Raw genomic sequence first — 25,714 nt, 5'->3', positions numbered from 1 at the left:
CTCATAGATAAAGTACAACTTACTCACAGATTTATTCACATTTTCATGTTTTCGATCAAGTTTAGATCGTCATAGAACAATAAAAGCTGCATCAGCAGCTTTTATAAAAATGGATAAGTGGGTTTATCTATACAATTATATTCCCGACCCGTCTTGTTCAACATCGTCTTCATGAAGGCCACACTCTCTTTTCAATCCAAAAAATCGAGTATCCTCTTCTTTCATCCCGGGCTGCCACTTTTGTGTTGTGTGCGTATCACCAATAGAAACATACCCTTCTTCTTTTAATGGATGATAAGAAAGCTCATGTTGAGCTAAGTAGCTCTCTATATCTTGCTCGGACCAATCAATGATTGGCAAAAACTTGAACACGCCATTTTGAATAGACAAGATTGGCAGGCTAGCTCGAGAAGGTGACTGTTCACGGCGAAGCCCAGAAAACCATGTTCCAACTTGCAAGTCATCGAGTGCACGTCGCATTGGCTCTACTTTATTTAGCTTATTGTAACGCTCAATTCCCTCTATACCTTGTTCCCATAACTTCCCATACCTTGCTTCTTGCCAATTCGAACTGAACTCTGAGCGATAGACTTTTAAATTCAGACCCAATTGCTGGGTGAGGTTATCTATAAATTGATACGTTTCTGGGAACAGATAGCCAGTATCGGTGAGTATGACAGGAATATCTGGCTGCACTTGGGTAAGCAAATGCAGCATAACTGCCGACTGGACACCAAAACTAGAAGATACTGCATGACTGCTCTTTAAGTTTTTAAGCGCCCACTCCACCCTTTCTACTGCCGACAAGGTTTCTAATTCAGCATTCAGCTGAGCAAGAGATAGAACTCGCTCTGCTTTCGTTAGTGATAGCAGATCATCCAAACTTGGCGAGGATTCAATTGTATTAATCATGGAAGTCCCTCTTTGATATTTCTACTTTGTCAATCACACCAGCTCGGATAACGAAGTCGCCGAACGCCTCTTTATCTTCGCGTTCTTTTGACCAACGACTCACTAGCGAATCGATATCTTGCAATATCTGCTTGACGCTAATGTTCTCTTTATACATTTTCGGAACACGGGTGCCTTCTTTATTACCTCCTAAATGAAGGTTATAGCGACCTGGAGCTTTCCCTACTAAACCAATTTCAGCCAACATTGCTCTACCACATCCATTCGGGCAACCAGTAATGCGGGTAATAATGCTATCTTGTGTTGGTACTTTGTGAGCTTTAAGGATCTCTTCGATGTTCGTGACAAATTCTGGTAGGAAGCGCTCAGCCTCCGCCATTGCCAATGGGCAGGTTGGGTAAGAGACACAAGCCATCGAATTCTGCCTTTGTACACTATTACCATCATCTATTAGCCTGTGCTCACGAGCGATCTGTTCTATTTTATTAACTTGATTGGCTGGCACTCCTGCAACAATCAAGTTTTGGTTTGCCGTCATACGAAAATCGCCTTTATGAATTTTCGCAATCTCAGCGACACCAGATTTAAGCGGTTTGTCTGGAAAATCGAGTAAACGGCCATTTTCGATAAAAAGAGTTAAATGGTGCAGGCCATCAATCCCCTCAACCCAGCCGATTCGATCTCCACGCTCAGTAAACTTATAGGGTTTACTTGGTTCGAAAGATACTCCTGCTCGCTTTTCTACTTCTGCTTTAAAAACGTCAATACCTACTCTATCTAATGTGTATTTCGTTTTAGCGTTTTTACGGTTGGAGCGATTACCCCAGTCACGTTGCGTCGTCACCACAGCAGCCGCAACCTCTAGAGTTTTTTCCAAAGGAATAAAACCAAAATCATCAGCGCAGCGTGGGTACGTCGACTTATCACCATGAGTCATCGCCAAGCCACCACCAACCAGCACGTTAAACCCAACAAGCTGTCCGTTTTCGGCAATAGCAATAAAGTTCAAATCATTAGCATGAACATCAACATCATTTAGTGGAGGAATTGCTACGGTAGTCTTAAACTTCCTTGGAAGATAATTGCTACCTAAGATCGGCTCTTGATCTGTCTCTTCTAGCTTTTCACCATCTAACCAAATCTCAGCATACGCGCGAGTTTTCGGTAATAAGTGCTCGCTAATCTTCGCTGCCCATTCATAAGCTTGCTGATGGAGCTCTGATTCCACCGGATTTGAGGTACACAATACATTGCGGTTCACATCACCAGCAGTAGCAATAGAATCTATACCGATACTATTTAACGTTTGGTGCATTAACTTAATATTCGGTTTCAATACACCGTGGAATTGGAAGGTTTGCCTTGTTGTAAGACGGATACTTCCGTAAAGCGATTTTTCCGTAGCAAACTTATCGATTGCTAGCCATTGTTCTGGGGAGATCACTCCACCCGGCATACGAGCGCGCAGCATGACATTATGCAAAGGCTCTAACTTTTGCTTAGTCCTCTCCGCTCGAATATCACGATCATCTTGCTGATACATCCCGTGGAAGCGAATCAGCTGAAAGTTATCTGCGGTAAATCCACCTGTAATCGTATCTTTGAGATCTTGCGAAATTGTTCCGCGTAAGAAATTGCTTTCTCTTTTAATACGCTCGTTTTCAGAAAGTGGCCCTAGGACCTCGCCAAGCACTTGTTGCTGTTCTTGATTGCTCATTTAGTAAACATCCTTCTGATAACGTTTGTTCTTACGGAGGTCATTGAAAAACTCATTGGCTTGCTCGTCCGATAAGCCGCCTTGCTCAATAGCAATATCAATTAAAGCTTGATGTACATCTTTTGCCATCTGATCAGCATCACCACAGATATAGAGGTGAGCCCCTTGGCCGATCCATTTCCATAGTTCTTCTGCCTGCTCTAGTAAGCGATGCTGTACATAGACTTTTTCTTCTTGATCCCGGCTAAAGGCGACATCCATTTTGGTGAGCAGTCCAGACTTCAACGCTCTCTGCCACTCAGTTTGATATAGGAAATCTTGAGCAAAGCTACGATCACCGAAGAACAACCAATTTGCCCCAGAAGCATCTCTGCTTTCACGCTCTTGAATGAAACTTCTGAAAGGAGCTATCCCGGTTCCCGGGCCAATCATGATGACTGGCGTGTCATCATTTTCTGGTAGTTTGAAGTGGTTGTTACTTTCAACAAACACACGAACATCACCACCTTCTTCTAGCCGCTGGCTTAAAAAGCCAGAAGCACCGCCATATCGAACACTCTCTCTTTGTTCATATTCCACGACACCAACAGTAAGGTGCACTTCTTCTTCCACTTCTGCTTGGCTAGAAGCAATGGAATACAAACGAGGAGTTAACCTTCTTAGCATTGATATTAATTGTTCAGCAGATAGCTTTGTCTTTTTGGAAGCAAGCACATCTATGACTTGAGTTTCTGCGCTGTATTCTCGCAGAGTAGCTTTATCTTCCAGCAACTTTAATAGTTTTTTACTACCAGAAGCTTCGGCATATTTAGCAACAAATTGGGGATTGGATGCTGTGATCTCATAGTGACGCACTAGCGCGCTGTGAATCGAAAGACTTTCTCCATCGACTTCAACACTCTCAACGCCTGATAGTCCGACTTGAGTCAATATCTCGTTGGCAAGCTCAGAGCTATTTTCATACCAAATCCCAAGCGAGTCGCCCGGTTGGTAAATAATGCCTGATTCATCAAGATCAATTTCAATATGTCTCACATCCTTGTTGGAATCACGCCCCGTAATCTTTTGATTGGTAAGCAAGGTTGCTGTGTAAGGGTTCTGCTTAGTGTATTGTGCAACAGTCGTTGCTTGATTCACTGGAAGTTGGACGACATCAGCTGGCTCTGCAGCAAGCTGCTCTTGGACAATATCTAATGCCTGCTTAGTCCAATCTTGAACAGAAGCATCGTAATCAACGTCACAATCCACTCTTTCAATGAAAGCTTTTGCACCGAGTTTAGATAAGAAGGCATCGAAATCTTTTCCGGTTTGGCAGAAGAATTCGTAACTTGAATCACCCAGTCCAATCACACCATACTGCAGGTTGCTAAGCTTTGGCGCTTTCTTCGACTGCAGAAACTCATGTAACTCAATAGCATTATCGGGCGCTTCACCTTCACCATTGGTCGAAGCAACAATAATTAAATGGGACAGTTTGGAGAGCGCTTTACCTTTTACATCACTAGCATCAAGCAACTCAACTGTGACACCCAGCGCTGCCGCTTGTTTTTCTAGACCTTCAGCGACACCTTTAGCGTTTCCCGTTTGCGAAGCATAAATAATAGTCAGCTTCTTGTCTGAGCTTGCTGCGGCTGCAGGTGTAACACTAGATAATGCTGAAGAAGCTACCGACGGTGACTGTGTTTGACTTAAGCCCCAAAGATATCCACTCACCCAAGCAAGTTGCTGCGGTGAAAGCTCACCAATAGAATTTTGAAGCTGGCTAAGCTTTTCGTCATTGATTGGCAAGCTTAACCCATTGACCTCATTAGGCTCATTAATCCCAGATGGCATTTTTGGTGAAACTGACATGACCACTACATCCCTCATTATTACGTGGGATAAGCTTAAACATTCATCATCATAACTAGAAAGAATAGAACGGAATGTTTTATAACTTTTTGGAAGTTAAGAAAGGAAAGGTGGAGCAAAGTCTCCTTTGTCCCACCTATTTAGATTCAATTCGAACTTGCTTAAAACCTACGGCCATCGCTGATTTTGACGCGACATCTAGATCTTTGTAATGGTATTCCTCACCATGAATATCGGTGAGTAAAACAAAGCCACCTCGGGTGTGGCGGAACTCTACAATCCAGTTTCCCTCTTCAGAGGAAGGCTCAATGATCGCTTCTACGAGTTGATTTTCTCGATAGAGGTTCCTTAGCTCAGTAATCGTCATATTTACTACCAACAAAATTACACTTGCCTATAAAGCATGGTTCAAATTGCTGAAATATCTACTTATCTCGTTAGAATATGACGAAAACTTAGACCTAAAAACGAGTTTCTTGATAAAGAAATTGGCTAAATTAGAGAAACTTAGAACCTGATCTCCGTTCCAAAAAAATATCCATCTACAAAGACCAATGACTCGGAAAGGTCTGCTGAAGCAGGTGCTAAATCAGAAAACTCTAGATCAATCACTCGATAACCACCACGAAGCGAAACTGTCATCGAGTCGAACGGTATTTGATAACGGATTCCCGCCATAAAGTCCGTCGACTTAATACCATTCATATTCCCAACTTCAAATTGGCCAATAATGTGCCATTCCGTTTCCGGGATTTTGATTTCGGCATATGAATATAGATTGACGGTTAAATCATTAAAGTCATATTGGGTTGACGAGTTTATAGTTCGATAGTGTGAGCCCGTATATTGAGTCGCTGTTAAGCCGACATCAAAGGTCATTAGCTTATGAGAGACAACGTTGTAATAGAAGCTAAGATCATGCTTATCGAACGCTACAAAATCGCCACCATCAACAGCCGTATAGCGATAACTCATATCAGGAAGTGCTGAACGTGTTGGCTGGTACGCAATGTAAATGCTTGGTATATCAACCCAGCCCCGCCGAGTATTGTCGACCTTAGTGCTGCCCCACCACATATCCGCGCCCATCTTTATTGTATATGGCGCATCTACCGCGGTAACTTGAGACTCTTGTGTAATAGATTCAGATTGTGACGTTTCAGCGAAAGAAACAGAAGGAATGGCTGTCAAAGAAATCGCTGCACCAGCCATTGCTGCGAATACTACTCTATCCATGTGTCATATACTCCAAGCATTGAGAAAGCAAACATCGAGGGTCTACTACACTCGGAATACTAACACATTCCAATTTTTTAATAATGTTTTATCAACTAGTTAACGTGAGCTAGGCACGAATCTTATTGAAAACCACCACACCAACGATGGCCAATATCAACCATGGCAACATTTTAAAAGCCACCCCAATCAGCGCCAACACAAGCGTAACAGCTAAAGCAACACCCATTGCTGCAAATATCGTAACTGCCGTGATCCCCGTTACGACCAAGGTTGCACCAAAAATCAATACAAAGACAATTTCAAACATCGAATTACCTCCAAAAGCTAATACAGCCTAAACTGCATAAACTAAGCCAACTAAACTAGAAGACTCTTAATTATCTGTATTTTATAGAAATAAAAAAGCGAGAGCCTAAAACACTCTCGCCTTCCATATGAATTGGTAAAAATCACCACCAGTTAAAGGTAAATTTTACACATTTAGCTCTTTTGGAATCTTAGCCAAAGCTGCTTCAACAACTTCTATTCCAGCTCCAGGCTTATGAGCATTTTCACTGATGTAACGGCGCCACTGACGCGCTCCCGGCATACTTTGGAAAAGACCAATCATATGACGAGTGATATGTCCGAGGTAAGAACCATTGGCAAGTTGTTGTTCAATATACGGATACATCTCTTCCACTACTTGAGAGCGTTTTTTGATTGGTGCTTCACTACCGAACAGCTTTTGATCGACTTCAGCCAGCATATATGGATTTTGATACGCTTCACGGCCTATCATCACACCATCAAGATGATTCAAATGCTCAATACTCTCGTCCAAAGTTTTGACGCCGCCGTTTACTGCAATCACTAGATTAGGAAAGTCACGCTTGATTTGATATGCGCGATCATAATCTAAAGGTGGGATTTCTCTGTTTTCTTTCGGGCTTAAGCCGGTAAGCCATGCTTTTCGTGCGTGGATAGTAAACTGCTCACAACCGCCTTTCTCCGACACAGTCGAAATGAAATCCGTCAAAAATTCGTAAGAGTCTTGATCATCAATACCAATACGTGTTTTCACCGTAACTGGAATATCAACAACACTCTTCATCTCTGCAACACATTCAGCCACCAGCTCAGGCTCTGCCATTAAGCAAGCTCCAAAACGGCCATTTTGCACGCGATCTGACGGGCAACCAACATTGAGGTTAACTTCGTCGTAGCCGCGCTCTTGGGCCAACTTGGCACAATGCGCTAGATCTTTAGCGTTAGAACCACCAAGCTGAAGCGCTATTGGGTGCTCTTCTTCACTGTATTTTAGAAAATCACCTTTGCCATGAATGATGGCACCAGTTGTCACCATTTCAGTGTACAAAAGCGCTTCGCTAGAAAGTAAACGATGGAAGTAACGACAGTGACGATCAGTCCAATCGAGCATGGGTGCCACGCTAAAGCGGCAAAGTTCGAATTTATTGGTATTGCTATTGTTTTTCATGAGCTTACGTAAAACTAAAATACTGTATAAATATACATGAGTTTGCTAAAATTACCCTCAATTTCTCCCCTCAGTACGTATATAGTACGCATAAAAGGAGTAGGATCATGGCTTCATTCAACATCAAAAAACGTACACTCAAAGATGGCTCTCTTCGCTTCACTGTGGACGTTATAGTGAAAAAAGATGCGCGGATTATACACCGAGAGTCCAAAACATTCAGAAAAAAAGAGCTAGCTCGCACTTATGGCCTAAAACGACTAAACGAACTAGAGACGGAAGGAGTTAAAAAGCTTAAATCCGTACCTATATCCGTACTGCTCGATATCTATATGGGCGAACGTGACCTATGGGACAAGTCAGGCCGCACTAAACAATATGTGATTAAGCTACTTAGAGACTGTGACATAGCAAAAGTGGAATCGAACCAGCTAAGAACAAGCGACCTAATACAACACTGCAAAAACCGAAAAGCCGCCGGAGCAAAGCCCGCCACTATCAATCATGACGTTGCTTACCTACGTTCTGTCATGAAAAAGGCCAAGCCCGTATTTAACATTGACGCTAACTTTTCTATTTTCGAGGAAGCCGTTCCAGTTCTCAATGACATGGGTCTAATTGGCAAAAGCCAAAAACGAACCCGACGACCAACCAGTGAAGAACTCGACTTATTAAGAGAGGCACTTCGCAAAAGACAAAGCTTTCGCCCTAACGGCCCTACACGCATCCCTTACCTCGACATACTCGAGTTCAGTATTTTAACCTGCATGCGCATAGGTGAAGTCTGCACGATTCTATGGGACGATCTGGACGAGAAGAACAAAACCGTTTTAGTCCGCGATAGAAAAGACCCACGCAAGAAAGAAGGCAACCATATGATTGTACCGCTACTGGGCGAGTCATTTGATATTGCCATGAGGCAAGACAAACGCAATGCGTACATCTTTCCATATAACCCTCGCAGCGTGTCTGCTGGCTTTCAAAGAGCACGTAATGAGCTAGGCATTGAAGACCTACGCTATCACGATCTGCGCCGCGAAGGAGCAAGCCGACTATTTGAAAAAGGCTACTCCATTGAAGAAGTAGCTCAAGTTACTGGGCATAAGAATTTGAATATTCTTTGGCAAGTTTATACGCAGCTTTATCCCAGTAAATTGCATGAAAAGAGTGCACCTTAATACACTAACCTTCTTCATGTTCTGGCTGCTCAACCACTTCGCCAGAAGAGTACGGAAATAGCACAACTTCATCCTCATTAATTATGCTACTAGCCTGCGCTAAGGTTTCCTCAACTATAAATTGGGTTGCTAGAACACCATTTTTGAATCGCTGATCTGTAATCCATTCGGAATACCATACATGTTCGTGAGGTATATCAATGGCTCCACTGACAACATTACAAAGAGTCTCTTGATATTCAACATCTTGGTTTACAGGGAACGATACTCTCTGAAGCCATATATCAAGCATTCCCGTTCCTAAAACAGGCTCAAATTTGTTCTTGATTTTATCAATTATTCCAAGCTTTTTATCATCGTCTTCAATAAATTTGAATAGAGTACTTAGAACCAAGGCAGCTGATGCAAATACCCTAGGATTATGATACATAATATCTACTAGAACGCTGACCATAGCTGCAATATTATCACTACTTTTCAAAGCTTTAGTTTTCATGACGCGTCTATTTATAGAACTTAGATAGCGCTCAATTTGACCCGAGTTTTTGTATTTTCGGGAAAATAAAGACAACTTCAGTAAGGCTTTTTGTATAGTCGTCCCTGAGACATTTTTACCAAATATCATCAAAGCCTCTCTTTTGTCAGGCTTTATAGAATCAATAACAATATCTTCACTCAGAAAGGTTTTCTCTGAGTTCAATTGAAGCCCCAGCTCTTGCAGCACAATAGTTAAATGCCTAATTATAGATTCTGCGTTTTCTTTCGAATTTGTAAAAACTCGGAAATCATCCCGAAATCTGAGGATTTTATAATCATGTATTCCAGAATCTCTTAATCTATCTCCAAGAGATAGGTCAACGTACCCCATAATAATTTCAGCGATAAAATCCATAAGAACTGAGCCTTGAGGAATGCCGTTTGTTTGGCCGTTTCTCATATCTTGGATGCTATTGTCTATTTCATTACCTAAACTATCATTCCTATTTCTTTGTAATTTAGCCACTTCTTTTGTATGAATAGCCCATGGTATGGAGTGTGTATAAATGGAAGGGTAAAAGTTAGCAATATCAGTAAAGAAAACATATTTAAAATCAATAGCTAATGAAATTGACTCCTGTTCGACATCTACCCACCAGCCATGTACACTTTCAGCTGTGTCAGATATGTTTTCTTCTTCAGATTCTCTTGGAATACTCGCGCAAACAATATTTGGGTTGGAAGAGAACTGCTCGAAACGGTCTAAAAGAACCTGCCAATTATTTTCTTCTGTAAGCTGGTTTACTAGATGTACGTACAAAACTGGATGTATTAACTCAAATGGACGCCACGCATAATGTCCATCCTTATTTGTTTGAAGGGTATAGCTCGTCCGTGAGAACTTTCTGGCTCTTGGTAAACCTATATCAATAGCCCCTCTTGGTTTCTCCCTTAAAGCCTCATCTACATTCAGCAACAAATCTGTAAAATTGAAATATGATGGTAAATTGAAATTGCTATAACTTGAATGCTTTAAAAAAAAGTCTTTTGCCTCGGCCGCATTCATTTGTGTAACCAATTTCATGTCGTCAATCTCCACTTCCTTGTTTGCCCGATACAAGCAAAATTTCAGTAAGGACTCATCATATCAATTAGTTAACTAACAAAGCATTGTGTTTTTCAGTTTTATGCGAGTAAAAACATCGAAACATCACAAGTTTAAGTTTCATTCTGATAAAACTGAAGATTTGATGGTGCAGTTGAATACTGGCTCAAGATTTAATTTACTTATTTGCTCGAAGCTTCATCCCTAACCATCTCCCAAACCCCGATCAGGATTGGGAGAGTGGTACCGATAATACCGCCATACTCAATCCCTTTCGCTGTCACATTGGCAGTGAGTAAATCAGGATGACCAACGGCTAAAGCCACGCCAGCACTGATAAGTGCCAAACCCTTTTTGGTTGAAGGCTGGTCGAGGTCGATACCCATTTTCTCTTTGATAAACTTCTTCATAACACTTTCCATCGTTTAAGGTACTTGATTGCAAATGCGGCAAACACTGCTGCTAACACTGTAATTGCTACCCGTTTCCAGTCTTCTGAATTCATGCCATCCTTACCCCTTCTTGAGCCTGTTCAAGTGAGTAATAGCGCCCGACTTCCATTACTGACATAGCGTGCAGCATTTTGGCTAAAGTGGCATCGCTGCTTAGGTTGATAGGCTCATTAGCATTGATACCAAGTTGGCTAGCCACAAAACTGGCGTAGTTATCCGAGTCGTTCTCATGGCTAGGAGCGAACTTATAAATAATCTCTTCGATTGTCTCCAGTCCATATCGGCCTTGGTAGCTATCGCGCAAAAGGATTGCCCCAGCCCGAAAACCATATTCAGGTGCTCGGAAGGTTTCAAAGCGACTATCGACTGACGGCGACACTTTCCCTACCCAATTGTTACTAGCATTGCTTTCTATGTTCAATGGGTTGTTAGCCCTAACCCCCCTTGGCGCACCACTAATCGAAAAACCACCTGCTTTCATCGCTACCCCCAACACCAATAAAATGACTGCAGCTACAAGAATCGGCATCATTACATTTGCGCCGTAAAATCTATCGAAAGTGCAGAGGCAGTAACTTCGCCATACAACATCACTATTCCCTTCGCGCTATTAATCGAAAATGACGCACCATTGCTCGGTTGTATCTTGCTCTCTTCGTTAAGCATGGGATGCTCATTGTCAGGCATATCCAGTGACTTCATTTGATAATTCGAAAAACCGCTAAGCTTTAAACGAGAACCACCGTCACCAAAATTCAGCCTTGGTAGTGCTTTTACGCCTCCGAACATATCGCTAGTCCAATACACGTTGTCGCCCATCGCATCGGCTGGATTGCCAGTCACATACATATCTGCATCGACATAAAAGTTCAGCACTGGATCGTCACCAAATATCACTGCCGAGGGATACAGGTTCGATAACCTCGCTAATGAAATAGTTTTCGCACCTGAGATAGAGCCGTCTGCAATGGCAATATGTTCAATGCCTTGTGAGATTAAAATTTGTTCAGGAACTTGCATCACTCCTGAGCTATCTTTAATCACAAAGGGCAAGGTAATTGCACCACTAATCATCGAGTTAACGTGCTGCGCAATGTGTTCTATTTTGTTCCGGTTGCTACCCGTTGGTAGAGTAAGGTCACCCATGATCCTAAACCTCTATAATGTGTACCAAGTCTGCTGCATCGCCCGTGATTACTAGCTCTGCGCGTGTCGAAAGTTCTAACCGCTCTCCCGCCTCTAGAGGAAGGTCACCAGCAACCCAAATGCTTTTTGAGTTGCTAACACCCGCTTTTATCACCACTTTTTGCCTTGTTAAATTCTCTGCAACGGTCAGTGGCAAATTGCCTTGCTGAGCAGAAATACTGTTGCTAACTTTTTGTGCAATTTCTTGGTCTGCTGCAATTTCTACAGCGGGTAACTGACTCACTTCTACAGACTGATTTTCCGCAATCTGCACCGCTGGCAGCTCACTAACTTTGATGGATTGGTTAGCGGCAATCTCAACACTTGGCAAGCTACTTACCGCTAGACTTTGTCCGTCTTCTATTTCGACTTTCGGCAAGCTATCAATTGAAACGGACTGACCGTCTGCAATTTCCAGTGCAGGCATAGCGCTCACGACAACACTTTGCCCGTCGATATTCGCTGGCGGGACAAAATCGCCATAACCAAATTCGAGTGCGATCTCTTGGTCGATATCCGAGTAAACCAGCACCCGACCAACGCTTTGAGTGCTTTTGACTACCGAGTGCTTTTTCACTGACACCCGATCACCAAGCGAGGTTTCAAACTCCACCGCTTGTGAGGCCGATTCAAGATACAGCCAGTTACCCGCGATATTGACGGGAATAGGATTGTTAGCTTTTAAACTTAACTTCATCGTTTCACCGCCATGATTGCTACGCCGCCTAATACAACCGAGATAATCACCATCATGATGATCTGCTGCTGCTTGTTCTCACTCGCTCCGCCGTCTTGATTAAACTTGGCTAAGTCCATCAGTGCATCAAGGTTCTTGGTATTCTGCTCGGCTTGGTTGCCCGCAAGCCCTGCCATCACCTGCAAATTTTCGCTATTGCTGGAAGAGATGTCTTCTAATGCGTTTTCAGCAAAGTCCATCGAGTTCACATTGACCTGATTGGCATGTTCAAGCGCTTGCTCAAACATCTCGCCGCTTTGCCCAACTAACTCACCACCTAGCTCAAAGGCATGTTTTACTGCTCCGTGATCGGTGGCCGTGACATTCACCGTGGAGTTGTTAACGCCACTTATCGCCGTACCAAGGTTGTCTCCAGATATGGCCGTTTGGCCACTGACGTTGGTCGATTGTGTTTTATTACTTGAGCTTGATTTACCACCCATGATTTACACTCTCATTTCTAACCGTGTAGTTTTCTGCAAGGTTTGCTCGCTGGTATCCAGTGGCCTGACTAAACGAGCTAACCCATCAAAATAGGTTTCTGCTGAAATGTTTGAGAGCCCGCTTCGCCTCACGTACTGAGTCAATTCTCGAATGCCACTCACTACCCCATGACCAACCACACCCCATAAGTAATAGGAGTCGTCCAATACTTCTCCTGCAATAGTCAAACAGTGGTTATCACCTTGCAGTTGATACACACTCACCCGCCCCGCTTTGATTTCACTTTGCATTAATTCAAAATCTGCAGGGCAAGCTCGAAAGGCCACTTTTAACCGCTCGACTGCTTTCGGGCATTGGCTAACGCACTCGATCATTTCTTTAGCATCCAATAACCAATGGCAAGCACCACAATGCCAAGTAACCAAGGGCTAATACCTTGACTGCCCATGTTTATGGCACCAATAGTCTGACCACTGTAGTTACCACTGCTCGCCGTCGATGGCCCTGCATCACCACCCGAAATAGGCATAGAGCCACTATTGGTTAACCCGCCTCCGACTGCTGGTATCATGCTCGCCCCTTAATCAGCATGTAGCCGACAATTAACAGCACTCCGATAGCGATTAACTTGTTGGAGCCGTCCGAAACTTGAAAGCCAAGAAAGCCGCCACCGAGAAACACTGCAGGAAGTAAAAAAGGCATCTTTATTACCTCCGTTTCATCACTAGCAGCACAACCACCAAGCCAAACACCATTGCTGCACCCATGAGCACAATTGGATTGCTAAACAGTCCTTGAGATGGCACCGCTAGCGGCTGACCGTCTGCCGTTTGCCCTTCGACTTGGCTTTTGCGGGCTTCATCTGGATCACTGGCTTGTTGCTTTGATAAATCATTTTCAACACTGCCCGTAATCCAAGAGCTGCCCGCACTGGTTACGGAATCCAGTAGCTCACCACCTGCCTCACTTAATGAATCTAACCAACTCATCTTGCCCCCTTACGCAGAGGGCTTAGGCACAGCGACTTGCTCAATGGCCTCGATAATTAATGGCACACTGCCCGACGCGCTTTTCTCTAGCTCAAATTGAAGTGCTCGCACTGCTTGAGTCTTGAGCTTACTTTCAGAGCCAAACCCAGTTCGAACAAAGTCGAGAGAGAACCAACCATCGTTTTGCTCAAGCCCTGCATAGGACAAGTCAAACGCGTTGTCTTCTTTGCTGACGTTCATCTCTTCTCGATCATCACGCAACACTCGCGCTCGGATAATGGACGAGTCTTTGAAGTGAATACGTTTGATGCTTAAGTAAGGTGAACGCTCCGACCAATCGAAAGGAGTTCGACCAGCAGCACTAGCAAACCAAGTCAGTGAATAGAGCCTTGGCATAAACACACGCTGAGTTTGCGCTTCCGTAATATGCGCCCTAGCTCGGATACTTGGTGCAGCTGCACTTTTCGATACAAGCTGGATATACACAAACCAGATTTCACCTGGCAATGTCACCAACTCACCTTGGCGCACGCCTAACTTAGTGCGCATGGTCATGTCAGAGAATGGAATGACATAGCGACCTGCCGACACGTAGTTCGAGCGGTGCTCTTGTAAATCCACCATGTCTTGACCAGACAGTGAAATGATTTCTTTCCCGTTGTATGTAATACGCACCCGTTCAATGTCCGCTGGATCAGAAATATCAGTGACTAGCTCAAGGTTTTGATACGTCGGGCCCGACACCAGACGCAAAGTGGCCTGATTGCCCCATGCAACACCTTCGACCGGATCAAGCTCTTTCGGGCGTGGATTAAATAGCGTATTTAAAGCTTCCATATCGCCCCCTTAAAACCAGCCAGAGTCGCCGCTGATCACTTCTTTTAGTGATTGCAATGTCGAGATGTTGTTAATCACCGCTATAACAAGCAGCGTTGCTAACACCGTCATCAACATCGTTTTGTTGCTTTTACTCATGATTCGCCTTTATTAACGTGAACAAATTCATCATGAGTTATGAAAGGCTAAGTTTTGGAGATTGGGAAGGAGGGAGAACCTATAGGTTCCAAGCGAAGGCTATAAGTTGAAAACCTAAGTTATTAGTGCTTCTCACCTCGCAATGAGTCAGATATCATCTGCTCGATTTTTCTGAGGTTAGAATTATGAAAATAAAACAAATTGTTGAATCAATACTGTTAGTTGCAACTATAGGCGGTGGTTTTCTAGGGGTTGAATCTACTTTAAGACGCTTTGCTCTATCGGAACATGCTTCTTTAAATATGTACATCTTCTTGATACTAGGTGTTGCGTTATATGGCTACATTCTACTTGCTGGATTAAGGTTTGCTCTTAACAAAACGAATATTGCTCCGTTAAAAAGAGCGTTCCTAATTCAAATTCCATGGATCTCATCACCTTACATTGTATACAGACTAGCAGCTGGCTTTAACTTTTGTGCAATTGCACATACTGACAGAGCAGGAAATTTACTGTCCATATTTAGCTCTGGAACAATCTTTATGTCCTCTGGTTTAGGAGATGCTTTCCAATATGGGTTGCTGAACCACGCTCCGTGGGGTATCGGTGTTAACTATGGCGCCATAATTCTATTTATCTTAGCGTCGAGACTTTCACGTAAGCATCAACCAAACACTTTAGCCACATCGAACTAAAGAAGTATTGGCACTTGTTGTTTTTACAATATTAATAGGCAGATATGACCACTTTAGACAATTTCAGACAGTATTTTAATCACTTAGAGATCCCTACAGAACTATCGTCATTGATTAGGTTTCAACAAGAAGTTTCTAGGCAGAAATACTACAGTGAAGGCTTTGAGCTTATTGTTGGTGATAATGAAAAATCCCTGTTAAAAGAAATTTCACAAGATAAAGACTTTTTAGACTCTATCTGGGAATTTGCCAAAGCCGATGCTTCAGGCTCTACCTATGCTTTCTGGCTTGCTAGTTCGAATATGAATTTAGGTAATGCTCCCATCATAGTTTTTGGTAGCGAAGGCGGCGCTCATATAGTCGCTAAAAATATTAAAGAGCTCTTGCAAATACTGACATATGATTGTTCCCCTATGGTTGATTGGGATGATTTTTATTACTATCGATGCCCCAATGACTTCGAACCTAGTGAGAAGAGTAAAGAATACTGCCAATGGCTGAAGTCCGTGTGGAACGTTGATCCGACTAACAACGCCGATACAATAGTTTCTTTAGCTCAAAAGGAGTTTAAGGAATCTTTTGATAAATGGATGAGTGGTTTCTATGCCTGAAAATCTGTCTACATGTGATGAATGCGGAAGTGCATTTGTCACATCAAAATCTCAAATGAGGCACCTTTGTCCCGAATGTTCTCACTATCTTTACGGCTACAAAAACTGCTCTCATATGATGAACAATGGCGAATGCTTAATTTGCCAATGGGATGGTTCAACAAGTCCATATATCGAAAATTTGAAAGTATCCGTGGAAAGACTTCAACAACGTAAGCCTGAATGACAGTTCAAACTCTTACTTTCAACATTCCCAATCCCATCCCTAACAAGCAGATATTCCGCAATAGGCTTACCGATTTTCTGCTTGTTCACTTTGGCCGAAGTTAGGGCAGCAATATCGTTAATATTGAGCCCTTTCTTATCAGCTAACCACTTGGCATCTGACATCGAGTTAACCGCTCCAATCCACCAAGTCGAAGATTGCTCGGTAACGGTTTTGGGTACTTCTTGCCCACGCTGGAAAATAGAGTGAATCACGAGCCCATATTGACGGCCACCACGCAGTAACTCACCCGCTTTACCTTTCAGCTTTCCGGTTGTTTCGACGCAGCTTGCTAACTCTTCAATCACCACATACAACTTAGATGATCGGCCATTGCCCATTGACCACACCACCGCACTGAAAAACTCTAACTCATGATTAGTTGCACCATCTTGCGGAATATAGGCAAGCTTAAATGACTTGCCTCTTTTTCTCGCAGCAAGTAAAGCCTTAACGAAAGCCGCTTTTGAGCTCGTACCATGGCACATCTGGCCTTGAAACTTAGCACCAGCATAGTTTCGATAAGGATCGAAAAATACCGCTTGAGAGGTTTTTGGCACCAGACCCAAATACTTCACTGCAGAGGTTTTGCCGCCACCAGTTCCCGCCACATAGATAACATGTTCTGCATCATGTGACGGGTTGGAGTTAACTGGATTAGGCAGCTTGAGCGACTGGGACTTGCTTTTCATCCTTCTCCCTCTCGATTTTCTGCTGCTTTAACTCTTGTAGCTGACTCCTAGCACCGTGAACTAAACAAAGAACTGCAATAAGTAACGTAGCCTCTTCGATGTAATCACCAAACCACCCGAGAAATTGACCACCATGCTTCGATAGCACTGGTACCGCTGCTCTGGTTACTTCAGCTTTGCCTTTGCAATCGAAAGCAAAATCGACTCCTGCTATTAATGAGGTCGCTTGCTCTACGACGGTAAACATCACACCTAAGATCCCCTCGAAAGCTTCAGGGCTAATACCTTCTTCTTGCCCTTCGGTTTGTTCCGCTTCGTTTTCGGCTTTCTCTTCGGCTTCTAACCCAGATATAACACCGGAGAAGTCACCCCAATCATCAACCTCAGACTCAACAACTTCCGGTTCACTAAGCAGATCCATCGCTCACCTCCTGATCTGACTTTTTAGGGAAAAGCGTATAGCTAACCCAAAGCCCAGCAGCTAGCACACCCAATACGATAAGCACTCGCTTTGGAGTGATGAGTGATGCCTTTTCTGCTGGCTTGGATTCGGTTACTTGTTCGGTTTTGTTTTCGGTTAGGTTACCGCTTGAAACCTTGTCGTTACTGGGCTCTGTGGATTGGCTCGAATCGCCCTTTTCAACCGAGTCGCTAACAGCTGGCTCGGTTAACTTAAGTTCGGCTTCATCGGTTGCCATGTTCTTTTCGATGTAGTCGTTAACGCTTCGACTCATGGAGCTATTACCGCATTTAGGACAGCGGTAATATTTTAAACCGATATTGCGGCTATTTTTTGGCGGCTCACCTGCTGCAATCAGCTTACCCTCACCGATATGATGAACCGTTGCAACCGAGTGGCAAACCGGACACTGAACCGCACCTCTAACCGGATTATCGTACCTACTCATCGACTACCTCCCCATCTTGAACGAGTGAAAGTTCGTCTAGGTTAGTCTGCACACATTCTCGGTATTTACGCCGAGTCACTGCATTGAGGTGAACTAGGTGCTCGAGTTGTTCAAAGAAGTTTGCCGGTAGGTCTAGCGCTTCAAGTGACAAGTTGCCACTAATCAGCATTTTGGTTGCCTGACCCAAAAGGTTTTTGGTTCCCATCGATTTAAAGCGAGCAATTTCTCGCTCAACATTGTCGGTCAGTTGGTCGGCCGCTTCCAAGGCAAGCAAGTCGCGTTGGCATTCTTCGATTGATAGTTTTTTCATGGTATCCCCTGTCTCACGACGTTAGATGTTTGGTTAAGTTAGGTAATCAGTCGCCCGTTTCTAATCGATAACGTGCAATATCGGTCTATTGGGACTTTTCGCCCCTGCATGAGAGGTTGAATTAAACATTTCACCCCGTCACTGCTCCAACCGGTAGCTTGGGTCAGCAAATTTTTTAGGCTTTCTACCTTTGAGTTACAGTTATTTTCAGTGCTCCAAGGTAATGCGCTCCGCGCATTTTGAAGACGCTGCACGTCTTTTTTCTTCACGATGCTATAGCACTCGCTAGCGGTTTTAATCAGTTGCCCCAACCAAGAAAAACCGATCACCTTTTTATGGATTTCACCGTACTGATTTTGCTTCTCTTCGTATTCGACTTTGGCACGATGGGCGAGCTTACAAAATAGTGACCACTTGGAAGAATCCGCCGCTTGGCGCAGTTCTTCTAATTCGGGATCGCTATTAGTTTGTTCTGGCGTAGTTCGACGTAGATTTCGCCATAACGAAACAGGTTCACCACCAAATTGCTGAAATTGGCGGATCTTATGGATGGATGCCCATGCCCTCGCACGAAAAGCCGTATCTTGAGACTCACCTTCAGGCATGTGATTGCCATTGATGTTCTTAGAAACGTACTTCGCCATATAAGCAGTTGCCCCACCTTTCTTTGGATCGGCTTCTTTTACGTCAAAACGAGGTGATGTATCGCTGCCAAGTTCGTCTCTATCTTCAGAGATTGCGCAGCCTTCTAGTATCGATATGACTTCATCTTTATCCTTATGAGCACAAAACAGAAAATAGTGAGCATGGCTGGTTGCATCTTTATGAGGTTCGGCGACACGAAAGCCGAAATACTCAATATCTGTTTTTGCAATCAGTGCTCGAGCTAGCGCCCATTTGTGCATCAAAGCATTGTGGCCGTCTTTGACCGATGAACCATTCCATTTACTCGATATACGGTGGTATTTGCTTGGCAAAGTCCAAGTGATGAATAGAGCCGTAAAACCTAAGTCTTGCGCCCACTCTTCAAAGCCACGACAACGTACCATCATCTCAATACGGCGATTTTCTGGGTTAGCTGTCGTACGTTTCACCACTTCAGCCAGATCGTACACTTCGCCCGAGTCGTTATTGAGTATCGCCATTGCTTCAATAAACTTGCTCGCTTCATGCTGGTTTCGCTTCCAGTTTGAGAACGACATTGCACTGATGATCGGCGATTGGTGCTGATATTCGCCAACTCGCTCTAGTGCGATTTGTGAGTACTCAATATACTGGGCTCGAAGCTGCAAAAGCCGCCCTTCTATCCACTCTTCAGACTGCATTTTCAACGCGGCAATCTCTAAATCACGCTCAAGCTCATCTGGTTTCTTTTCGCGCTTTTTAAAGTTGATATGCGGCGGGTTTACGTGAATTAAGCGAAGTTGTTCACTTTGTTGATGGTAGATATGCTCGAGTGCTTCAAGGTAACTACTGAACTTCTCAGCTAGGCTTTCATCACTCAATAACATCGAGCACTTATCAGCGTACACTTTGGAGAGCTTTTCTACTGCATCATCGCGCATCAATATGTCATGGCTGATTGGCTCTGCTTTGGCCTTGTACCTAGAATCGACAAAGGAATATTTGTCTTCAATAAAGGCTGCACGCTTTAAACCAAATTTAACCGCTTCCTCAGCGGCTTTTATCAAGTTCTGTTTAGTTGGGTTCGCTCGCTTCATACGTGCCGACACTTTGCGTTTTATATCTGCACGTACCATCGGTGGCAACTTAGGAAAGAATCGACGAGTAAACGCCGAACCTTTCAATACTTCTCCAGCTTCAAGAACTTGCTCAGCCATGGTTAACCCCAGCAATCAGACTCGTTACATGAATAATTCAACGGCTTTGCTTTACGCTTCGAACGTTTATCCAAGCCATGTTTTTCACGTAGCTTTTGAATCAGAAAAATTGAGCGTCTTAGTTTTCTTGGATCTGGGTTAACCATTCCCTGCATATCAGGGCAAAGTTTATGTATTGGACTAGATACCTGCATACTTCCTCCAATTACTGAACGGATTGCCAATCTTGTTTGGCTTGTTGGTGACGTTTGTCGATATACGCCGCGAGATCTTCGATTTTGATTAAGGTAGGACTACGCTCTGAATCGCGCAGCTTGAATGTAGGCACCGGAAAGTCGCAAGCCTTAGCTTTCTGCTCTGCCGTTTTTGGTGTGATACCGAAAAACTCTTGGCAGACTAGTTTCAATTCTACGGTTGGACTCTCAAAACGTGCTAACAAAGCAAAATTTGTATTCATATATCACCTATGCAACTATGAAGAGTTGATTAAGAGCAACTATAATCAACTCAAAAGTGTCTCAACTACCATATGAGACATTATTGGCATACCAAACTAGTTTTGCAAAACCTTTGAGCACACCGGAGCCGCTAATGAGCACTATTGACGATCAGATCGCTGAACTAAAGAAACTCACCAACACTGCAAAAAATACTGATTTATCAAAGTGTTTGGGCGTATCACCTTCCACAATTCAAACGTGGAGAATGAGAAATAAAATCCCTCAAGATATGTTCATAAAAGCGAACGAGATCGCAAAAAATGGCTCACTATCTCCGAAGGGCTATCTCGAGTTGAAATACTTTGATATTGAAGTCAATGCAGGAATGGGAGCACTGGTTGAGAAAGAAGAAGAGTCCTCTTCAATCGTATTTAAAGAGAAATTCATACGACAAGAGCTTGGATATAACCCTAATAATGTTTTTCTAATGCCAATTCGTGGTGACAGCATGATCCCTACTTTGAAAAATCAAAGTATCGTGATGGTGAACCGTGTTGATGGTTTTTCTACTGATGGTGTTTATGTCTTTCGATATGACAGCCGCCTGATGGTGAAACGTATTCAATTCCTGCCAAAAAGTATCAAGGTCGTCAGTGATAACCCAGCTTACGAACCTTGGGAGCTAACGAAAGAAGATATAAAAAGTGCAGATTTCGAGATCATCGGTGAAGTAGTTTGGTCTGGACAAAGGATGTAGTAATCCTGTTTCGATATCAAAACTTTTTTCTGGCACTCCTGTAATCTACAAATTCATCATTATGACAAAGGAATATACTGTGGAAGAGCTTATAAACTACTTTGAAGCATATAACTCTGAGGTGCTAGCTCCTTATAGAGAGCTTATATCGACAAAAGAAGAAGATGGAAGCATATACCCACCATATATTCCGCATGTAGGTAAAGACTATAGCAAATATGGAATACTGATGTATGGAATGGCTCAGAACATATCTAAACCATGGGACGCCCTAGTCAAAAAGAGTAGACGTGAAAAAGTAATGCAGATGAAGGATGCTAAAAAGTATACCGACATTGCAATAGCTCCATACGAAGTAATGCTAGCTTTAGCTGGCTTATATATTTACGCCAAGTTTGGTGATGTATTCTACAAATTTCAAGAGATTCACGAATCGATTGCTGTATCGAATTACTACAAGTTTTCTCTAAATAATGGCTCAGACATTAATCCAAATAGAGAGATTTCTCAGCACATGTGCGCTGAACTTTATTGGAGTGAGAACGATAAACTTGCATCTAAAGAGCTACAAGAACTTAAACCCAATACACTGATATTTTTTGGTGGGAGACATGAGTCAGCCATAAAGAAAAGTGCAGAGAAGTGTATCAAAATAAACGATCCGTCGTGGGTACTTCAAGGCGGTGGCGGCCACCTAAAAAACACTGGTAGCTGGTATCGAGATTGTGATGATGGAACTGCTATTGCCTTAGTTGAGTCTTATTTAACGCAAATTGGTGGTAGGTATTTATCAAAAACTGAAGCGTTAAAAATATATCTATTGAAATACTTTAGTGATTGGAAATAACGGTACTATATCCATCCATTTATACTATTGGGGATCTACTTCTATTCCAGTTCCCCTTTAGTTCCCCTCAACACCTCTAACCCCTTTCGTATCAAGCAACTAAAACCTATCGATCATGAACATTGCTCTCTTGGTGATTTAGAAAACAAGTAATGCCAATTAAATCAAAAATGGCTGCACGGTCTTTATCAAGTCCGTATCTAGCTGTAACTTAGATACAACTGCATTTGCTCCAATGGCTTGAGCCACATTCAGCGTTAACTCAGTATCGAGCTTTCCATTACCTGCCGACAAAGCAACAATAGGAACATGTTGGTTACTTCTTATGTACCTGATCAGCTCATAGCCATCCATTTCAGGCATCACAATATCTGTAATAACTAGATCAAAGCTATTTTGAGCCAGTGTTTGTTTGGCCTCTACACCGTTAGTGCAAGTTGTTAATTTTAAAGCAAATTCAAAATGACTCGTTATCAAGCTCTTTACTAGCTCAAGACATGAAGCTGAATCATCTACAATCAAAATTTCTTTAGTCATATTCCCACCACAATCAATATGCAACAGCGCGCACACAGTACGCTCGGAATGTAAAGCAATTCAATACAATTCGTCAATAAATGAAGGTGAAAGTGTTGGAATGAGAAGGTAAGCAAATATTGAGTGGTTTCTATGAAAAATATTTCGAGGTTCAGCGGCTAAGAATTACAAGTTATCAATGCCTGTAGAGGCAATGCTAGAGTCTGGATTTGTAGAGACGATTGTACATATAAACTTTCGCAAAGCCTGCTACGCTATAAAAGATAGCCTTATTGAGAACTGGGCCATCACCAAATATACGATGATCTTACCGATAAAATGGCTTCGCTCATGAACTATATTTAATCACAAAGGGCAAGGTAATTGCGCCGCTAATCATCGAGTTAACGTGCTGCGCAATCTATTCTATTTTGTTCCGGTTGCTACCCGTTGGTAGAGTAAGGTTACCTATGATCCTAAACCTCTATAATGTGTACCGATTCTGCCACATCGCCCGTCATTACTAGCTTTTTGCGTATCGAAACTTTTAATAACTCTCCCGAATATCGAGGAAGACCACCAGTAACCCAAATGCTTTTTGAGTTGCTAACACCCGCTTTTATCCCCACTTTTTCCCTTGCTAGATTCTCTGTAACAGTCAGTGATAGATCGGAAGTAGACTACAAAGCTACTGGAGAAAACGATAGGCGATATAGAAAGCGATGAGCTGGAAGTTCTCGGTGAATTATTGGGGCAAGGAAATTGACGAAAAAAGTATCCTTCAAAGAGCAAACACACTAAACAGAAACTATACTAATTCACATAGTTTCAGCTTCAAGGATGACGCGTACTATGCCTCTATTTGCTTTAAAGCCCATAATATTAGGAACGTTTTTCTTACTGCTGATTGCTTCATATAGCCTAACGTCCAACGCGGCCGAAAGACTAACTTGGTGCGCGTACTATGATGGAAAGCCATGGATTTATCCGATCAATGCGAAATATGATGGCGTTCTTATTGAACAGCTGACTATTTTTGAGAAAAACAACAATATCAAAACAACTGTCATAGAGGACTTGCCCTGGAAGCGCTGTCAGAGGGAAGTTGAAATCGGCAATATTGATATGGTTTTAGGGGCATACAAAACCAAAGAGCGAGAAAAATTATTTTCCTTTTCTAGTGAGCCTGTATTTACCAACATTTCTAAAATCTACGCATATTCAGCTGTAGACAATAAAAAAGCAATAGATATAAAAAACTTAGATCAACTAAAGGAGCTCTCCGTTGCTAGAGTTCGATCTGACAGTCATGGTAAAGTTGTCGATGACTTCATCGCTTCACTTCCAAAAAATAAGGTTAAAGACCTAAACAACCATAAGCAAGTGATTAAAAGAGTTATTTCAGGGCAAAGTGACTACTTTTTCTATACTGAATCACAGCTAAAGTTAATCCTCCAAAAAGAAAATATAAACATCAGCTTACTGAAAAAGGTATTCGAAGTGGAAGACAGAGCTCACGCATATTTATTGTTTAGCAAACGTTCTGACAAATACCAAAAGTATAATGATAAGTATATGAATGCAGTAAAAGAATACTACTCTCAGTATAACTTAGAAGAACAATTAAAATACCATACAGCTCGGAGCAACTAAATCTTACTTAGTGTGCAGATAAAGTAGCCAGAAAAAATTTTATTTATTAAGGAGTGAAGTATTTAGGACCTATGTCCCTACTTTAGATTGTACTCCTGATAGTACTTATCAATGGTACCCTCTTGCCAAAGTTCATCCAAAGCTCTCTGGAGCGTTTCAATCAGAGCAGGATCAGTATCTTTATTAAAGCCAAAATACCCACCAGTTTTTGGTGGACTCATATAGTAAATGACTTCATATTCCGAAGGCTTCATTTTTAATTTTTTCATTACATACAAAGCATTGGCATAGTTGTAAGTAATGGCTGATACTCGACCACTTTCAAGCATACCAAACAGCTGATCGACGGTATTAACTCGATGTAGTGCCTTTGGGCTTCCTCCAATTTGCAAGAATATCTGCCCAGTTGCCCCTTTGTTTAGGGAACCAATTTTGTTGACGCTACCAATTCCGCCTTTGCTGAACTCTTTATTAACTTGTTCAATAGAGTCAAATTTATAGTTTTTCGCCTTTTTAGCAAAAATAGCCGTTCGTTTATTGGTTTCTAGTGGCCCGACCCACAATATACCCAGCTTTTCCCTCTCTTCTGTTCTCGCCATAGAGAAAAGGGCTGTATTAGGATCAGTTTTTAAATAGTGGTAACCACGAGCCCACGGAATGACTTTTATATCATCTTTGGTTTTATCAATTCCTACCTTCTTCCATAGCTCTAATAGCACGTCAACATAATACCCTTTTAACTCACCGTTCTCGGTATAGTTCCATGGAGGGTACTCTTCTGTGTACCATGAAATATCGTTTACAGATGCAGTGTAAGCAGTTGAACTGTAAGAGAGTATAAGAAGAAATATTAGCTTTTTCATGTAGGTATAACACACAGATTAAAGTAATACCTCTAATTATAGTCAAGTCTAATTTATAGCAAGCCAATAAATCACCACGATACAATAACAAAACTACTTTCTACTTTTATTGATGGCAACTCTTTCAGTTATAAGAATTTATGGAGTCTATTTTTTGTAAATAAAAAGAGTAAAAAGATACTAACTAGAGTCACTATGAAAATACTTGATGTCGAAAAGACCTCCAAAAAATAGCAATAAACCATCAAAGCTAGCATCACTGCATAAGATAGGTATAGGGCCCACTTTTGCCACATCCAGATACCGACAAACAAAACTAAGCCTACTGCGCCTATTCCTGACAATATGTATAGGGAGGACTGTTCCACTGGCCCATGAACACCTATGAACTGGGTCAACTTGACTAGTAATCGGGTGTAAAAAATCCCCTGAAACAGGGCCAGCACACTTAAGGCGATACCTGCGACTAAAAATACACTCAACCCTATTCCACGATTTTTTTCTTCACTGCTCAACATGCTTTCACAAAATTTTCATTCAAACTGATAAAAAATAGATTGGGGATAACAAAGAAAGTTC

34 protein-coding genes are annotated in these 25,714 nt (G+C 42.4%); 6 read left to right on the top strand and 28 right to left on the bottom strand.

Annotated features, from left to right (window positions below; translation table 11 throughout):
• Positions 1-135 precede the first annotated feature (135 nt).
• The 7 genes from L7A31_RS21200 to dusA all read right to left on the bottom strand — a co-directional run bounded on the left by L7A31_RS21200 (position 136) and on the right by dusA (position 7,196).
• Positions 136-912, bottom strand: a complete 777-nt coding sequence (locus L7A31_RS21200; RefSeq protein ID WP_237363814.1) for a phosphoadenylyl-sulfate reductase — start codon at positions 910-912, stop codon at positions 136-138.
• A complete protein-coding gene (cysI, locus tag L7A31_RS21195; RefSeq protein ID WP_237363813.1) occupies positions 905-2,629 on the bottom strand; it encodes an assimilatory sulfite reductase (NADPH) hemoprotein subunit in 1,725 nt (574 codons plus the stop codon). Before cysI ends, L7A31_RS21200 begins: the two co-directional genes overlap by 8 nt.
• A complete protein-coding gene (locus tag L7A31_RS21190) occupies positions 2,630-4,480 on the bottom strand; it encodes an assimilatory sulfite reductase (NADPH) flavoprotein subunit (RefSeq protein ID WP_237363811.1) in 1,851 nt (616 codons plus the stop codon). It lies immediately after the preceding gene.
• Between the two features lie 136 nt (positions 4,481-4,616).
• Complete coding sequence (locus L7A31_RS21185) at positions 4,617-4,847, bottom strand: hypothetical protein (protein ID WP_237363810.1); 231 nt, start codon at positions 4,845-4,847, stop codon at positions 4,617-4,619.
• A gap of 140 nt (positions 4,848-4,987) precedes the next feature.
• Positions 4,988-5,716 (bottom strand): TIGR04219 family outer membrane beta-barrel protein, encoded by a 729-nt coding sequence (locus L7A31_RS21180; RefSeq protein ID WP_237363808.1) that lies wholly within the window; start codon positions 5,714-5,716, stop codon positions 4,988-4,990.
• A gap of 109 nt (positions 5,717-5,825) precedes the next feature.
• Positions 5,826-6,026 (bottom strand): envelope stress response protein PspG, encoded by a 201-nt coding sequence (locus L7A31_RS21175; RefSeq protein ID WP_237363806.1) that lies wholly within the window; start codon positions 6,024-6,026, stop codon positions 5,826-5,828.
• 165 nt (positions 6,027-6,191) lie between these two features.
• A complete protein-coding gene (gene dusA, locus L7A31_RS21170) occupies positions 6,192-7,196 on the bottom strand; it encodes a tRNA dihydrouridine(20/20a) synthase DusA (RefSeq protein ID WP_237363804.1) in 1,005 nt (334 codons plus the stop codon).
• Positions 7,197-7,303: 107 nt separating this feature from the next.
• On the opposite strand from dusA, the gene L7A31_RS21165 reads away from it, so the two are divergent.
• Positions 7,304-8,374 carry a tyrosine-type recombinase/integrase gene (locus L7A31_RS21165; RefSeq protein WP_237363803.1) on the top strand — a complete coding sequence of 357 codons (1,071 nt, stop codon included), beginning with the start codon at positions 7,304-7,306 and terminating at the stop codon, positions 8,372-8,374.
• Between the two features lie 4 nt (positions 8,375-8,378).
• Here L7A31_RS21165 and L7A31_RS21160 read toward each other — a convergent pair whose 3' ends face one another.
• The 12 genes from L7A31_RS21160 to L7A31_RS22200 form a co-directional block, all read right to left on the bottom strand.
• Complete coding sequence (locus tag L7A31_RS21160; protein WP_237363800.1) at positions 8,379-9,935, bottom strand: RNA-directed DNA polymerase; 1,557 nt, start codon at positions 9,933-9,935, stop codon at positions 8,379-8,381.
• Between the two features lie 203 nt (positions 9,936-10,138).
• Complete coding sequence (locus L7A31_RS21155) at positions 10,139-10,366, bottom strand: hypothetical protein (RefSeq protein ID WP_237363798.1); 228 nt, start codon at positions 10,364-10,366, stop codon at positions 10,139-10,141.
• A gap of 91 nt (positions 10,367-10,457) precedes the next feature.
• On the bottom strand, positions 10,458-10,937 hold the full coding sequence (locus L7A31_RS21150; RefSeq protein ID WP_237363826.1) for a structural protein: 480 nt from the start codon (positions 10,935-10,937) through the stop codon (positions 10,458-10,460).
• Between the two features lie 2 nt (positions 10,938-10,939).
• Positions 10,940-11,554, bottom strand: a complete 615-nt coding sequence (locus L7A31_RS21145; protein ID WP_237363796.1) for a hypothetical protein — start codon at positions 11,552-11,554, stop codon at positions 10,940-10,942.
• A 4-nt stretch (positions 11,555-11,558) separates the two neighbouring features.
• Positions 11,559-12,290 (bottom strand): hypothetical protein, encoded by a 732-nt coding sequence (locus L7A31_RS21140; protein WP_237363795.1) that lies wholly within the window; start codon positions 12,288-12,290, stop codon positions 11,559-11,561.
• On the bottom strand, positions 12,287-12,772 hold the full coding sequence (locus L7A31_RS21135; RefSeq protein WP_237363792.1) for a chemotaxis protein: 486 nt from the start codon (positions 12,770-12,772) through the stop codon (positions 12,287-12,289). Before L7A31_RS21135 ends, L7A31_RS21140 begins: the two co-directional genes overlap by 4 nt.
• 3 nt (positions 12,773-12,775) lie before the next feature.
• The gene (locus L7A31_RS21130) at positions 12,776-13,147 is read right to left on the bottom strand and encodes a DNAase (protein WP_237363791.1); all 372 of its coding nucleotides are present in this window, start codon (positions 13,145-13,147) and stop codon (positions 12,776-12,778) included.
• A complete protein-coding gene (locus tag L7A31_RS21125; RefSeq protein ID WP_237363790.1) occupies positions 13,144-13,344 on the bottom strand; it encodes a hypothetical protein in 201 nt (66 codons plus the stop codon). The genes L7A31_RS21130 and L7A31_RS21125 overlap by 4 nt, the downstream gene beginning before the upstream one ends.
• Entirely contained in the window at positions 13,341-13,475 is a 135-nt protein-coding gene (locus L7A31_RS22205; protein WP_290368779.1) for a hypothetical protein, read from the bottom strand. Before L7A31_RS22205 ends, L7A31_RS21125 begins: the two co-directional genes overlap by 4 nt.
• 5 nt (positions 13,476-13,480) lie before the next feature.
• A complete protein-coding gene (locus tag L7A31_RS21120) occupies positions 13,481-13,762 on the bottom strand; it encodes a hypothetical protein (RefSeq protein WP_237363789.1) in 282 nt (93 codons plus the stop codon).
• A 9-nt stretch (positions 13,763-13,771) separates the two neighbouring features.
• Positions 13,772-14,599, bottom strand: coding sequence for a major capsid protein P2 (locus tag L7A31_RS21115; RefSeq protein ID WP_237363788.1), 828 nt, complete (start codon positions 14,597-14,599; stop codon positions 13,772-13,774).
• Between the two features lie 9 nt (positions 14,600-14,608).
• Complete coding sequence (locus L7A31_RS22200; RefSeq protein WP_284676579.1) at positions 14,609-14,737, bottom strand: hypothetical protein; 129 nt, start codon at positions 14,735-14,737, stop codon at positions 14,609-14,611.
• A gap of 185 nt (positions 14,738-14,922) precedes the next feature.
• Here L7A31_RS22200 and L7A31_RS21110 point away from each other — a divergent pair, with 185 nt between their 5' ends.
• Together L7A31_RS21110 and L7A31_RS21105 are read left to right on the top strand one after the other, a co-directional pair.
• Entirely contained in the window at positions 14,923-15,432 is a 510-nt protein-coding gene (locus L7A31_RS21110) for a hypothetical protein (RefSeq protein WP_237363787.1), read from the top strand.
• 44 nt (positions 15,433-15,476) lie between these two features.
• Complete coding sequence (locus L7A31_RS21105; protein WP_237363786.1) at positions 15,477-16,043, top strand: hypothetical protein; 567 nt, start codon at positions 15,477-15,479, stop codon at positions 16,041-16,043.
• Between the two features lie 204 nt (positions 16,044-16,247).
• Here L7A31_RS21105 and L7A31_RS21100 read toward each other — a convergent pair whose 3' ends face one another.
• The 7 genes from L7A31_RS21100 to L7A31_RS21070 are packed head-to-tail and all read right to left on the bottom strand — an operon-like array spanning position 16,248 to position 20,516.
• Entirely contained in the window at positions 16,248-17,000 is a 753-nt protein-coding gene (locus L7A31_RS21100; protein ID WP_237363785.1) for a hypothetical protein, read from the bottom strand.
• Entirely contained in the window at positions 16,966-17,421 is a 456-nt protein-coding gene (locus tag L7A31_RS21095; RefSeq protein ID WP_237363783.1) for a hypothetical protein, read from the bottom strand. Before L7A31_RS21095 ends, L7A31_RS21100 begins: the two co-directional genes overlap by 35 nt.
• The gene (locus L7A31_RS21090) at positions 17,408-17,908 is read right to left on the bottom strand and encodes a hypothetical protein (protein WP_237363782.1); all 501 of its coding nucleotides are present in this window, start codon (positions 17,906-17,908) and stop codon (positions 17,408-17,410) included. Before L7A31_RS21090 ends, L7A31_RS21095 begins: the two co-directional genes overlap by 14 nt.
• The gene (locus tag L7A31_RS21085) at positions 17,901-18,218 is read right to left on the bottom strand and encodes a hypothetical protein (protein WP_237363780.1); all 318 of its coding nucleotides are present in this window, start codon (positions 18,216-18,218) and stop codon (positions 17,901-17,903) included. The genes L7A31_RS21090 and L7A31_RS21085 overlap by 8 nt, the downstream gene beginning before the upstream one ends.
• Before the next feature lie 38 nt (positions 18,219-18,256).
• The gene (locus tag L7A31_RS21080; RefSeq protein WP_237363778.1) at positions 18,257-20,059 is read right to left on the bottom strand and encodes a replication endonuclease; all 1,803 of its coding nucleotides are present in this window, start codon (positions 20,057-20,059) and stop codon (positions 18,257-18,259) included.
• A 2-nt stretch (positions 20,060-20,061) separates the two neighbouring features.
• Positions 20,062-20,253, bottom strand: coding sequence for a hypothetical protein (locus L7A31_RS21075; RefSeq protein WP_237363776.1), 192 nt, complete (start codon positions 20,251-20,253; stop codon positions 20,062-20,064).
• A gap of 11 nt (positions 20,254-20,264) precedes the next feature.
• A complete protein-coding gene (locus tag L7A31_RS21070; RefSeq protein ID WP_237363771.1) occupies positions 20,265-20,516 on the bottom strand; it encodes a pyocin activator PrtN family protein in 252 nt (83 codons plus the stop codon).
• Positions 20,517-20,650: 134 nt separating this feature from the next.
• Here L7A31_RS21070 and L7A31_RS21065 point away from each other — a divergent pair, with 134 nt between their 5' ends.
• The gene (locus L7A31_RS21065; RefSeq protein WP_237363769.1) at positions 20,651-21,256 is read left to right on the top strand and encodes a LexA family transcriptional regulator; all 606 of its coding nucleotides are present in this window, start codon (positions 20,651-20,653) and stop codon (positions 21,254-21,256) included.
• A gap of 79 nt (positions 21,257-21,335) precedes the next feature.
• The gene (locus L7A31_RS21060; RefSeq protein WP_237363767.1) at positions 21,336-22,103 is read left to right on the top strand and encodes a hypothetical protein; all 768 of its coding nucleotides are present in this window, start codon (positions 21,336-21,338) and stop codon (positions 22,101-22,103) included.
• A 159-nt stretch (positions 22,104-22,262) separates the two neighbouring features.
• On the opposite strand, the gene L7A31_RS21055 is transcribed toward L7A31_RS21060, so the two are convergent.
• Positions 22,263-22,640 (bottom strand): response regulator, encoded by a 378-nt coding sequence (locus L7A31_RS21055; RefSeq protein ID WP_237363766.1) that lies wholly within the window; start codon positions 22,638-22,640, stop codon positions 22,263-22,265.
• Between the two features lie 831 nt (positions 22,641-23,471).
• On the opposite strand from L7A31_RS21055, the gene L7A31_RS21050 reads away from it, so the two are divergent.
• The gene (locus L7A31_RS21050; protein ID WP_237363765.1) at positions 23,472-24,272 is read left to right on the top strand and encodes a substrate-binding periplasmic protein; all 801 of its coding nucleotides are present in this window, start codon (positions 23,472-23,474) and stop codon (positions 24,270-24,272) included.
• Between the two features lie 77 nt (positions 24,273-24,349).
• Here L7A31_RS21050 and L7A31_RS21045 read toward each other — a convergent pair whose 3' ends face one another.
• Positions 24,350-25,135, bottom strand: a complete 786-nt coding sequence (locus L7A31_RS21045) for a substrate-binding periplasmic protein (RefSeq protein ID WP_237363763.1) — start codon at positions 25,133-25,135, stop codon at positions 24,350-24,352.
• Positions 25,136-25,714: the final 579 nt, after the last annotated feature.

Origin of the sequence: Vibrio marisflavi CECT 7928, assembly GCF_921294215.1 — a bacterium.
Classification (GTDB): domain Bacteria; phylum Pseudomonadota; class Gammaproteobacteria; order Enterobacterales; family Vibrionaceae; genus Vibrio; species Vibrio marisflavi.
The sequence above is the reverse complement of the archived record's forward strand: the minus strand, read 5'-3'. Positions and strand labels throughout refer to the sequence as shown.